At 50.9% G+C, this 12827-nt stretch carries 10 protein-coding genes; 2 read left to right on the plus strand and 8 right to left on the minus strand.

Translation table 11 applies throughout. The annotated features are described in order from the left end of the window. Nucleotides 1-13: 13 nt before the first annotated feature. The 8 genes from AC1DF0_RS00160 to zwf all read right to left on the minus strand — a co-directional run bounded on the left by AC1DF0_RS00160 (nt 14) and on the right by zwf (nt 11131). Nucleotides 14-1366 (minus strand): ABC transporter substrate-binding protein, encoded by a 1353-nt coding sequence (locus AC1DF0_RS00160; protein ID WP_477572668.1) that lies wholly within the window; start codon nt 1364-1366, stop codon nt 14-16. A gap of 51 nt (nt 1367-1417) precedes the next feature. After that, nucleotides 1418-2617 (minus strand): acyl-CoA dehydrogenase family protein, encoded by a 1200-nt coding sequence (locus AC1DF0_RS00165; protein WP_477572669.1) that lies wholly within the window; start codon nt 2615-2617, stop codon nt 1418-1420. 120 nt (nt 2618-2737) lie between these two features. After that, a complete protein-coding gene (locus tag AC1DF0_RS00170) occupies nt 2738-3574 on the minus strand; it encodes a response regulator transcription factor (protein WP_477572670.1) in 837 nt (278 codons plus the stop codon). Between the two features lie 8 nt (nt 3575-3582). After that, complete coding sequence (locus tag AC1DF0_RS00175; protein WP_477572671.1) at nt 3583-5349, minus strand: cache domain-containing sensor histidine kinase; 1767 nt, start codon at nt 5347-5349, stop codon at nt 3583-3585. A 198-nt stretch (nt 5350-5547) separates the two neighbouring features. Further along, a complete protein-coding gene (locus AC1DF0_RS00180; protein WP_477572672.1) occupies nt 5548-6891 on the minus strand; it encodes a glucose-6-phosphate isomerase in 1344 nt (447 codons plus the stop codon). Nucleotides 6892-6933: 42 nt separating this feature from the next. Continuing rightward, nucleotides 6934-7599, minus strand: a complete 666-nt coding sequence (gene fsa / locus AC1DF0_RS00185) for a fructose-6-phosphate aldolase (RefSeq protein WP_442050912.1) — start codon at nt 7597-7599, stop codon at nt 6934-6936. A 36-nt stretch (nt 7600-7635) separates the two neighbouring features. Continuing rightward, on the minus strand, nt 7636-9630 hold the full coding sequence (gene tkt, locus AC1DF0_RS00190; protein ID WP_477572673.1) for a transketolase: 1995 nt from the start codon (nt 9628-9630) through the stop codon (nt 7636-7638). Then, a complete protein-coding gene (zwf, locus tag AC1DF0_RS00195; protein WP_477572674.1) occupies nt 9608-11131 on the minus strand; it encodes a glucose-6-phosphate dehydrogenase in 1524 nt (507 codons plus the stop codon). Before zwf ends, tkt begins: the two co-directional genes overlap by 23 nt. A 145-nt stretch (nt 11132-11276) precedes the next feature. Here zwf and AC1DF0_RS00200 point away from each other — a divergent pair, with 145 nt between their 5' ends. Both AC1DF0_RS00200 and AC1DF0_RS00205 read left to right on the plus strand, forming a co-directional pair. Continuing rightward, nucleotides 11277-12155 carry a LysR family transcriptional regulator gene (locus AC1DF0_RS00200; protein ID WP_442050909.1) on the plus strand — a complete coding sequence of 293 codons (879 nt, stop codon included), beginning with the start codon at nt 11277-11279 and terminating at the stop codon, nt 12153-12155. A gap of 106 nt (nt 12156-12261) precedes the next feature. Continuing rightward, complete coding sequence (locus tag AC1DF0_RS00205) at nt 12262-12591, plus strand: hypothetical protein (RefSeq protein WP_442050908.1); 330 nt, start codon at nt 12262-12264, stop codon at nt 12589-12591. The last annotated feature ends 236 nt before the right edge of the window (nt 12592-12827 follow it).

Below are 12827 nucleotides of genomic sequence, written 5' to 3' on the forward strand. Positions count from 1 at the left end.
CTAGTGATATGGTTTAGTTGCTATACGATTCGATCGCGCCCCGCTGCAATAGAACGGTCGCTTCGTTTCTGAATCGCGTCGCGCCCTCTTCGGGCGTAATTCTTCCGAACAATAACTCGTTATGGAGCGAGCCGTACAAGCTGCTCACCTCGCCTCCGACCGATGGCTGCGGCGGATCGATTGGATTTCCTTTGCGTTCCACCAAAGTTAAGTATGCAAGCACATTGCGCTGCGTCTCGGAGAGCGAATCCTTGATACCCTCAATGACGCGAGGGTGATAGGGCAGCCCGAAATAGCCGTTCAATGACTTGGCAGCCTCCATATTGTTCGTATAGAAGTTAATGAACAGCGCAGCTTCGTCGGGATGCTTCGATGTGCTCGCGATGCCGTGGTAGAAGGAAGGTTTGATGTACATGCCTCCCTCACCCGAGCCGGGATACATCGCCAGACCAACTGGGAAGCCTAGCTGCTTCTCCATAATATCGATATGATTGCTCCAGTAAGACAAACCTCCGAAAGCGCTTAACCCTCTCGGGAACGGTCCGTCATCCAATCCTCGCACGTTTTGCTCCAACGCCGTTGGCGTCGTCAGCTCTTCCTGCTGCAGCCGCAACTGCCTTTGGAAAAAGATCGTAAACAAGTCGTCATCGTCATAGCCAAGACCGTCCTGCTTCTCGTTGTACAAGGTCAATCCGTGCTGCCTAAGCCATATTTGAAAATGGTTGAAGGTTAAGTGGGTATCTCCATACACGCCTCCGACTTGCTTCAACGCTCGCAAGTCCTCCTCGTATTGCTCCCATGTATAATCCGGTCCCGGTGCAGCCACTCCCGCCTTCGCAAGCAGGGCCGGGTTATAGAACATGACAAGCGCGTTATTCCCTATATTGAGGGCGTACGTCTTGCCCTTTTTCGTTGCTCCGGCATTATGCATCGGGCTAACGCCCTCCAGATCGATCGCTCCCGAATCGATATACTCGTTCAGCGGAAGCAGGAGTCCTTTGTCGATATACCTGGAAATATTCGAATAATCGATACGGATCACGTCCGGCAAGCTGTTCGAAGCTGCCATGACGGCAAGGCTTCCCGAGTAAGCGTCGCCCCAGAAGTACTCCGCTTTGATGCGGATATTCGGATAAGCCTCCTCGAACATCCGTATGACGGCGTCGTTTTTGTCCACGGTAAGCTGAGAACTCGCCCAATATGTCATGCGTAGAGTGATTGGCTCGCTCTCCTTGGACGTCTCGATAGAGGACATGCGGCTAAGGCCTGTGCCCGCTTCCGTGTCCTGATAGTCCGTGCATGCGGCGAGAGCCGCAGCCAGTATTAGCAAGATGAAGATACCTACAGCTCTCTTTATCACGACCATAAGATTAAGTTCCTTTGCGCTTTGCGTTTGGACTCTCGCTTGGGCTTGCTTCTAGCTGTTCGAAGGCGGAGTCTGCGGCAGTTCCCCGATTGCGTTATTGGCTAAATTCGTTAGTACGGCATCATCCATCGGCGGATTATGCAACCCTGCCCTAACGTCGCGGTACATCCGCTCTAACGGCAAGCTGCGCGACAAGCTCAGCGCCCCGACGATTCTCATCGCCTGATCGACGATTCGAATAGCCGCGTTCGTCGCCGTATACTTCGCAAGACCAAGCTCATGCTTCATGTACGCGCGGCTGTCCGGCTCCTTGTCCCAGCGGTCCGCCGTATGGAACAAATAGCTTCTAGCGGTTAACAGATCAGCTTCGATCTGCCCGATCTGCCGCTTAATATGCGGGAGCTCGGCGATCGGCACCGTCAACGAATTCGGCTTGTGCTTGCGAGCGAATTCGAGCGCGAAGTCACGCGCAGCGTGGGCAATTCCGAGGTAGCAAGCCGGAATGTGCAGCAGCGTCGCTTCTGTCGGAACAGGTGCGGCCGTGACCGGATCAAGCCCTCTTATCGTGTCCTCGTCCGGAACGAATACATCCTTCAGCACGACGTCATGACTCCCGGTAGCACGCATTCCAAGCGTGTTCCACGTCTCCTCAATGACAATGCCGGCACCTTGGCGAACGAAGAAGAGACCTACCTTATCGCTGTCCTCGATAGCTGCCGATACCGTAAAAAATGTAAGTACCGGGCTCAGCGTGCTATATGTCTTTCTCCCGTTAATCCGCCATCCTCCGGCAACACGGGTTGCAGTCGTTTCGGGCCTGCCTCCGCGGCTCGGACTTCCTGTCGCAATCTCGCTTATAAGTTCGTTAATAACAGCACCGCTAGCCACTGTCTCCCGGCATAATTCCGCGAATAGCTTCTCTGGCCAAGCCCTGGATAGGCGCAGTTGAAGAAGCAGACCGATATGCCAGCCGACGGCGAGCGCCGTCGAGCCGTCTCCCCTTGCCAGACGTTCCTGAGACAACACCATTTCGTAAGCCGACCCTTCTTCACCGCCGAATGCATTCGGGACTGTCAGCTTCAAGTACCCGGATTGCTTCAGGTCCTCGAAGTTCTCGAACGGGAAAGATCCCTCCAGATCATGTTTGGCAGCTCTCTGGGCGAACCGCTCCGCAAGCCAGTCTGCCCTTGAGGCTATATCTTCTTCGCGCTTGTTGCGTAGGAATGGATCTGGACGATCTAGTCGGGTCATAATTGAACTGACCACCTTTCTTTCTTTTCTGATGTGTTTACTAGGGTTAATCTAATCATAGTAACTTTTCCAGCTTCGTTATAGGTAAAAACCCGATCACTTTATTGTAAAAAACCGATTTCATTTCATCTGTATGCTGAACTTCTTCCGGTATTCCGCAGCGGTATAACCGGTCGTCTTCTTGAATACGTTGGCAAAATATTGCGGGTCTTGCTCGAAGCCGCAGCGTTCGGCAATTTCATACATTTTCAGTTGTGTCGACATCCTGAGCAGTTGCTTGGCTAAGTCGATTCTGAGGTTCGTCAAATATTGCGTATACTTCTCCCCCGTCTCGAGCCTGAACTGCTTGCCCAAATATTCGGAGTTCATGAAGAGATAATGCTGGGCCAGCCATTGCAGCGACAGCCTGCCATCTTGCAAATGCTCCGCTGTCAGCCGCTTCATATGATCGATCAGCTTCGACTTCTTGTCAAGCTTGCCCGGAGGCGTCTCTTGCTGCCGTGTGTCATCCGTTCCTTGTCCGGATTGCTCCAGCTTGCGCAGCATGCCCTCGATCTCTTTCTCCCTCGCATGATAAACGCGCAGCTCCGCAATAACCTCCCGGAGCGCATCCATTATTTCCTGTTCATTGCTTGGCTTAAGCACATAGTGCTTGACGCCGTATTTCATCGCTTGCGCAGCCAGCTCGAATTCGCCGTATCCCGAGAGCACGATGAACTTCGTATCCGGCAGCGCGGTCTGCGTCCGCTCTATTAATTCCAAGCCGTTCAGCTTTGGCATTCGAATATCCGTAATGACGATGTCCGGCTTCAGGCTTCTGATCTCTTCATAAGCCTGCAGGCCATCCGGAGCCGTTCCTGTGAGCGTGAGACCAAGCTCCTCCCATGCGACCGTATCCGCCACTCCATCGCGAATATGCCTCTCGTCGTCGGCCAGGTACACCTTATAACCGTTCATGGCTCCCTTCACCTCGCATTCGTCCTCATAGTCTGCTGCTCATTCCTAACCGGCACCGAAACGCGAACAATCGTCCCCTCATCGATCCCGTTATGTATACTTATGCCGTATTCCTCTCCGAATAACAGCTGAATTCGATTATGGACGCTGCGAAGCCCTATGCCGCTTCCTTGCGGGCGCGCGCTTCCGGGCTCCGATTCCGCATCTGCCAAGTAATCGGGGTTCATGCCCGGCCCATGATCGGCAATCCATAAGTCCAGGCGATCTCCGAATTGCTCGCCGCTTACGGATATGTCGCATATTCCCGTTTCTTCGTCGACGCCGTATTTGACGGCATTCTCGACAAGCGGCTGAAGCAGCATGCTTGGCAGGCGAAGGTCCTGCAACTTGGGCGGAATATCGATCCGATAACGCAATCTGTCCTCAAAGCGAAATTGCTGTATGGATAAATAGTTGTATAGCAGCGTAATCTCATCCTTCACCGTCACCATTTCTTCGCCGCCGATCGTGCCGCGGAGCATATCTCCAAGCGCTTTGACCATATGCGAAATGTCCTGCTGGCCTTTCCTTCTCGCGAGCCAGTTGATTGAATCAAGCGTATTGTAAAGAAAGTGAGGATTAAGCTTAGCTTTCAACGCCTCGTACTGCGATTCCTTCAAATGAATTTGCTTTATATAATTTTCTTTAATTAACAGATCCAAACGATTCGTCATTTTAGCAAAATTAATCGTGAGCAGCCCAATCTCGTCCACGTTCTTCATCGTCTCGGAGCGTCTAGTCGCGAAATCGCCTCTCTCGACTTGCGTCATTCTCCGCGTTAATTCCTCTAGCGGACGCGTAATGCCACGGGAGAACGAGAGTCCGAACACGATTAATGCGAGCAAAATGCAGCCATATAGAATAAGCAGTATTTTTTTCATATATACGGCTTGAGCGAACACCGACTCGTAAGGGACCAAATGAATGAACGTCCACCCTGTATAGCTCATTGTGAAATAAGCGGCCAAATAGTTCCGATCTCCGGCACGAAGCTTGCCGTATCGATTCGCCATTCCTTCCGCCGAGTAATCTCTCTTCGGCAAACCGGTGGCCGCGATGCGCTCCTCGTCCGGAAATATCGGCTCCTCTCCGTCCTGAATAATAAGCGAGGTGTCATAACTTGTGCTTTTCCGATCCGAGCGGTTGACGATTTCATCGGCATTCGCTCTAATCACAAGCGTGCCCAGCTGCTGCAGATCCATATGCTTCGTCGCACGAATCTGCCTCAGCGACAGTATCTTCGCTTGCTCTCCGCCGCCTCCGGTCCACACGCTCGCTCCCGCTCTGTCGGCGGCTACGCTTATCATCTCATCCGTATGGGCAGGCACCGGCGTATTTGCAAGCGACCCTGCTAAGTATTCATTCCCATTGGCGTCCACAATGGCAATCGATGATATGGAATACTCATGGAACGGATAGGAAAGCAATTTCTGCTTCAGCCGGCTAACAGCAAGGAAAGTATCGTATGTACCTGAATCTGTATCGTTTTTCAATCGGAATAAGCCTTCCTGTATGTCGGGATCGCTCGCGATCGTTACCGTCAGCTTATCGATCTCGCGCAGTTTCTCCTCAATGCGCTCCGAATAGAGATAAAGCTTGTCGCTCGCCTCTTGGTAGACCAGCTGCTCATAGAGCGATTGCGTTCTTTGGACGTACAGCAGCCCGAGCAAGCTGCTCGTGACCGCCCCGATAATGACGAAAGCAATCAATTTATGCCATAGCTTGAACCTTTTCACGTTCCCACCCGCTAATTCATACTAATCCGATATACTTTAAAAGAATTGTATCAATGCTCTCAGCGAGGTGTCAATAAAAGGTTACGTTTATACAGATAACGAGCCAATGCGTGTCGCTCGTTCCCCGTTGTATATTCTGCAAGCGAAAAAGCCTCCGACTCCACAAAAAGTGGCATCGGAGGCTTTCTTTTAAAATAATTATCCGTTAGCGTTCAAACGCTTAAGCAGCTCGGCTTTCTGAGCTTCGAAGCCTGGCTTGCCCAGCAAAGCGAACATATTTACTTTGTACGCTTCTACGCCCGGCTGGTCGAATGGATTAACGCCGAGCAGCAAGCCGCTGATGCCGCATGCTTTCTCGAAGAAGTAAACCATTTCGCCGAACGTATATTCATTAAGCTCATCTAGTTCAACGATCAGATTCGGCACTCCGCCGTCAACATGAGCGAGGCGTGTTCCTTCAGCCGCTTTCTGATTCACTTCATGCATCGTCATGCCGGCGATGAAGTTCAACCCGTCCAGGTTGCCCGCATCTTCCTCGATCGTCAGCTCAATGCGCGGCTTAGCGACAGCCAGAACCGTCTCAATCAGATCGCGACGGCCTTCTTGGACGTACTGGCCCATCGAATGCAGATCCGTCGAGAAGTCAACGGAGGCTGGATATAGCCCCTTCTGGTCTTTGCCTTCGCTTTCGCCGAATAGTTGCTTCCACCATTCGGAAACATAGTGCAAGGACGGTTCGAAGTTAGCCAGCAGCTCGATCGTTTTACCTTTGCGGTAGAGCGAGTTGCGAACAGCCGCATATTGATAGCTCTCGTTGGAAGCGAGGTCCGGATTGCTGTATTTCTTCGCAGCTGCAGCCGCTCCAGCCATCATCTGATCGATATCGAGTCCAGCAACCGCAATCGGCAGCAAGCCTACAGCCGTAAGTACGGAATAACGTCCGCCAACATCGTCAGGGATTACGAAAGTTTCGTAGCCTTCTTCGTCTGCCAGCGTCTTAAGCGCGCCTTTCGATGCATCGGTCGTCGCGAAGATCCGTTTTTGCGCTTCGTCTTTGCCGTATTTTTTCTCCATATAATCACGTAGAATACGGAAAGCAACGGCTGGCTCAGTCGTCGTACCTGACTTGGAGATGACGTTCAAGGAAATATCTTTGCCCTCTAACAGCTCGAGCAGATGCGTAATATACGTCGAGCTAATATTTTGACCGGCAAAATACACCTGCGTATTCCCGCTCATCTGATTGTGGAACGTATGGGATAACGCCTCGATTGCCGCTCTTGCGCCTAAGTACGAGCCGCCGATACCGATGACGACCAGCGCCTCGGAGTTGCTGCGAATACGCTTCGCAGCCTCCTTGATTCTAGCAAACTCTTCTTTGTCGTATTGATGCGGAAGATCGACCCAGCCTACATAGTCCGAACCGGGGCCTTGCTTCTCGTGAAGCATGCGGTGGGCGGTGCCGACGAACTCGCTGAAGTAATCAACCTCATGCTGCCCGATAAAAGATAATGCATTGGAATAATCGAATGAAATCGTCATTTGTAACGTCTCCTATCCGCATCTCAATAAATGCTTTTTCTATTATTGAACCGCTTTTTTCCAGTCGGCAGCGAATTTCTCAAGGCCTTGATCCGTTAATGGGTGCTTCGTCAATTGCTCGATTACGCTGAACGGAATCGTTGCAATGTGCGCGCCTGCCAAGGCTACGCGAGTAACATGGTCAGGGTGGCGAACCGATGCTGCGATAATTTGAGCATCCAGGTTGTGTACGCGGAACAGCTCGGCGATCTTCGCAACAAGCAGCACGCCGTCTTCGGAGATATCATCCAAGCGGCCAAGGAAAGGCGAGACGTAAGTAGCGCCTGCACGAGCAGCCAGAAGCGCTTGGTTCACCGTGAAAATAAGCGTTACGTTTGTTTTTACGCCTTTTTTCGTAAGGTAACGGCAAGCCTCAAGACCTGCAAGCGTCATTGGAAGCTTGATCGTGATGTTCTTGTCATAGTCATTGATCTTAATAAGCTCATTCGCTTGCGCAATCATTTCTTCAGCCGTAATCGCATCAGGCGTTACTTCAGCGGATACGGATTCTACTTCAGGTACTTCCTTCAAGATCTCTTCGATGCGGTCTTCGAACTTCACGCCTTCCTTCGCAACGAGGGATGGGTTAGTCGTAACGCCGGAAAGAACGCCGATCTTGTATGCTTTCTTAATATCAGTCAGGTTAGCTGTATCGATAAAAAATTTCATAGTAACGACCTCCGATTATAGTTGGATTAGTTCGTATTACTTAAGCAATTCTTTCGTCAAGCGAACCACATTGTCTGTGGAGAACCCGAAATATTCCATAACTTGCGGCCCTGGGCCGGATGCGCCGAACGTGTCGATCGACAACACTTTGCCGCTATGTCCCGCGTAACGCTCCCAGCCAAGGGAGATGCCCGCTTCAAGCGTCAGACGTTTCGTTACCGAGTCAGGAAGCACGCTTTGCTTGTACGATTCCGACTGGCGGTCGAATAGCTCTCTGCTCGGCATAGCTACAACGCGAACCGATACATTGTCTTTCTCCAGCTCAGCCTTCGCGCTAACTGCCAGCGATACCTCGGAACCAGTAGCGATCAAGATAACATCCGGCTGTGCATTCGTTTCTTCTAGAACGTAAGCGCCTTGGGATACGGCTTGCACGTTGCCTTTCGTTTGCTCGAAGATCGGCAGGTTCTGTCTGCTCAGTACGAGGGCAACAGGACCATCGTTTTGTTGCAAAGCATATGCCCATGCGTTTGCTGTTTCATTCGCATCCGATGGACGGATAACCGTAAGACCCGGAATCGTGCGAAGCGCAGCCAAGTGCTCAACAGGCTCATGCGTAGGACCGTCTTCGCCGACAGCGATGGAGTCATGCGTGAACACGTAGATGACAGGCAGCTTCTGCAGCGCAGCCAAACGAATCGACGGACGCAGGTAGTCGCTGAATACGAAGAACGTGCTGACGAAAGGCTTCACGCCGCCGTGCAGCGCCATACCGTTGCCGGCTGCGCCCATCGCATGCTCACGAACGCCGAAGTATACATTGCGTCCCGCATACGATTTCACTGCGAATATGTCTTCGCCCTTCATATCGGTCATCGTGGAGTGCGATAGATCGGCGCTGCCGCCGAAGATCGAAGGAACAGTCTTCACATAATGATTGATCGCTTCGCCGCTTGCTACGCGAGTCGAGATCGATTTCGAAGAATCGAAAGTAAGAAGGTTAGCTGCGTCGATCGTTACAGTGCCCGCGATAACTCCCGCTAGCTCCTTGCCTTGCTCAGGGTATTGCGCCGAATAGGATACAAGAAGCTTGTTCCAAGCTGCTTCCTTCGCTTCGCCGCCTGCTTTGAGCTGTGCATAATGAGCTTTTACTTCTTCAGGAACGGTGAACTCTTCTTCGTATTTCCAGCCGTACACTTCTTTCGTTGCTTTCGCTTCTTCCTTGCCAAGCGGATTGCCATGTACTTTATTTGTTCCCGCAGCTTTGCTGCCATATCCAATAATCGTACGAACTTCGATAAGCGTAGGCTGCGATTCGTTCGCCTTCGCTGCTGCTAGCGCCGCTGCGATTGCCGCAATATCGTTGCCGTCCTCGACGCGCAGGTACTGCCAGTTCGCCGATTCCGCTCTCTTCTGGATATTTTCGCCGAACGACAGATTCAATTCGCCATCGAGCGAAATATCATTCGAATCGTACAATACAACGAGCTTGCCCAGCTTCATATGGCCAGCCATGGACATCGCTTCGTAAGAAATACCTTCCATTAAGCAGCCGTCTCCGACTAACGCGTACGTGTAATGATCGACAACAGGGAAGCCGTCTTGGTTGAACTTCGCTGCAAGATGAGCTTCAGCCATTGCCATGCCTACTGCGTTCGCGATGCCTTGGCCGAGCGGGCCTGTTGTTGCGTCTACGCCGTCCGTGTGGCCGAATTCAGGATGGCCAGGCGTCTTGCTGTTCAGCTTGCGGAATTGCTTCAGATCGTCAATCGATACTTGGTAACCGGACAAGTGCAGCAGGCTGTATAGAAGTGCCGAACCGTGTCCTGCGGAGAGGACGAAGCGATCGCGGTTGAACCATTTTGCATGGCCTGGATTATGGTTAAGGAACTGCGACCAGAGCGTGTACGCCATAGGCGCTGCTCCCATCGGCAATCCCGGGTGACCCGAGTTCGCCGCATTGATTGCATCAATGGAAAGCGTACGGATCGTATCGATCGAAAGTTGTTCAATGGTTTGTGTGATAGGCATATTGTTTTCCTTCCTCTGCTTCATTATTTTGTTCCAGCTTGGAATCGAACCACCAGTGGAAGCCATCCTGCGCAAGAAGCGCATTGGCCTCGGCTGGTCCGTAAGTGCCCGATGCATACTTATGAAGAGGTACGAGGTTCTCCTCGAACGCTTCCAGCACCGGCTGAACCCATGCCCATGACAGCTCTACTTCGTCCCAATGCGCGAAGAAAGTAGCGTCGCCATGCAAGGCGTCTTGAATCAAGCTTTCGTAAGCTTCGGGGAAATCGTGATCGCCTGGATTAAGGTCGATCTGGATCGGTTTGAATTCCCCTTTGTTCTCGGTATCTTTCGTATTTATTTGAAGCATAATCTTCTCATTAGGACTCATCTCAATTACGAGAAGATTAGGCGCTGCTTGCTCATTCGCAGATGTAGAATGTTTCAGCGGCTCGCTGAACTCGATGACGATCCGCGTCGACTTCTCCTTCATTCGCTTGCCTGTACGGATATAGAACGGAACGCCGCGCCAGAACGAGTTATCGATCTGCAGCTTAGCGGCGATGAACGTATCGTTCATCGATTCGGGCGCAATGCCGGGCTCGGAGCGATAATCGACGACCGGCTTGCCATTAATGGTTCCCGCCGCGTACTGGCCGCGGATAAGGCTTGCGCTCACGTCTTGCTTTTGTACCGGCTCGAGCGCCTCCATCACCTGCTTCTTCTTGAACCGCACGCGGTCAGCCGCGCTTTTGCTTGGCACTTGAATGGCCGTCATCATAAGCATTTGCAGCATATGGTTCTGGAACATGTCCCGAATGGCGCCGACATGGTCGTAATAGCCAGCGCGTTCTTCAACGCCTACTGTTTCGTTAGCCGTAATCTGCACGTTCGCAATGTAACGATTGTTCCAGATTGCCTGGATAACCGGATTCGTTTGCTGCAACGCTTCAAGACGCTGTACCATCGGCTTGCCGAGGTAATGGTCGATGCGGTAAATCTCTTCTTCCGCGAACGAATGGCTCAGCTTCTCGTTGAGATCGCGCGCCGATTGAAGATCGTGGCCGAACGGCTTCTCGATAACGAGACGTTTCCAGCCTTCAGCGGAACCAAGTCCGCTGCCTTGAATATGGGATGCTATTTTCTCGAAATATTCCGGTCCTACGGAGAGGTAGAATAGACGATTCGGTGCGGCGCGAAGCTCTTGCTCACGTTGCTCAATTAGCAGCAGCAGCTTCTGGTAATCTTCCTTGCGATCTATATCGAGGACGCTGTAGCGGAAGGCTTGCAGGAACTCGTTCAGTAGTACTGGGTCAGTGTCTTTGCGTCTGGAGAAGTCGCGAATCGATTGCTCGACGTTCGACCGGAACGTCGCATCGGTCCATTCTCTTCTTCCAAGACCGAATATTGAAAAGGATTGAGGCAGATTCTTATCAATAAACAAATTGTATAAGGCAGGGTATATTTTTCTTTTGGCTAAATCCCCTGTCGCTCCGAATAGAACGAATGTAGTTGGCTCCATGTTCCTTTCTCCTTCCAAATGTGCTATTGCGGCTTATGTAATCGCTAATCCGCATGCACTGGTTTCTTTTCTGTAATTCCACTATAATACGTTTAACAGCCATACAAGTAATTAATATATTTCACAGGAGCTATAGATGGTGTCTATGACCAACAATTATGAATTGTATAAAGTTTTTTATTGGGCAGCCAAAACGGGCAGCTTGACGCAAGCCGCCAAAGCGCTCTACTTGACACAGCCAAGCGTCAGTCATGCAATCAAGCAGCTGGAGGAAAGCTTTGGCCTCACGCTGTTTTACCGCACATCCAAGGGAGTTGCGCTGACACAAGAAGGAACAATCCTATACTCCTACATCGAGCAATCTCAAGTGCTCATCTCGCTCGCCGAGGAGAAGATGGCCGCGCTTAAGAACCTTGATAGCGGCGAGCTGCGCATCGGCGGCAGCGATTCGCTGTTCAAGCATTATTTGCTGCCTTATCTGGAAGAATTCCATCTCAAGCATCCCAGCGTCAGACTTCATTTGAATCACGGCACGACGCCGGAGGTCATTACGTTCTTGAAGGAAGGGCGCATCGATCTTGGAGTCGTTCGTATGCCGATCGTCGATCCGCAGCTTGAAGTGAGGGAGAGCATTCAACTGCAGGATTGTTTCGTTGCGGGTTCTCGCTATTCCGAGCTGAAGGGCGTCGTCATGACGATGGATCTGCTGCTTCAATATCCGGTTATTCTATTCTCGCGCAACAGCCGGGCGCGGATGGCGATATCGGAGATTTTCCAAAACTACGGCTACAATCTGAAGCCGGAGATAGAGGTCGGCAGCGTGGATTTGCTGATCGAGTTCGCCAAGCGGGGACTAGGCATCTCTTACGTGACGAGGGAGTTCGTGAAGAAGGAGCTGGAGGAAGGATCGCTCTTCGAGATCCAGCTGGATGTAGAACTCCCGCCTGCCCATGTCGGTCTCTTGACGATCCGCAACATGCCGCTGTCCAGCAGCTCTCGCAAGTTTATAGAGTATGTGCGGTAAGGACGATAGCAATTTGTTGATTTATGTCATATTTGATGAAACTACTAGGAGAGAACCGAAGTATATAGTAAACTGATAAGGAAAATATTAGTAGGAGGGATTGAGGTTGAGTACATCCAGGATTTTAAAATGGATTACCGGATCGTTAGAGGCCATTCTTGGCATTCCGATACTTGGAGCAGTTATAATCATAAGTTTTATGTGGATCCCACTTGTAATAATGCTAATTCTACATATAATCACTTTGGCTATATCCATAAAAAATAATGAACCCTATCACGGATCAATATTAGGAATTGTAGCATCCGTTATTGGATGGATACCATTCGTAGGGTTGACGCTGCACATTTTAAGCGCTGTATTTTTGATGATTACCGCTGCTTCAATCAAAAATAAAAACAATCCCCCTATCCCTCCTCATCCTTATGAATTTTAATAATCAGTGTTTTGATTGGATTTCATACAATCAAAACGCTGGTTACGAGACGGTATCCAAGTTTGATTGGATTTTGTGCAGGCAAATGAGCACTTTAGGCAACCGGAGGCTAAAATCGTAGGCTTTGACTGTATGTATTCCACTCAAACTTCCCCTTCCCAGCGAATCCGGCTAATTAGACTGTATGAAATACAGGCAAACGTAATATCAGTAGAAGCGAAAAGGCCTTCGTCCCA

Source organism: Paenibacillus sp. 05T425 (assembly GCF_056396205.1).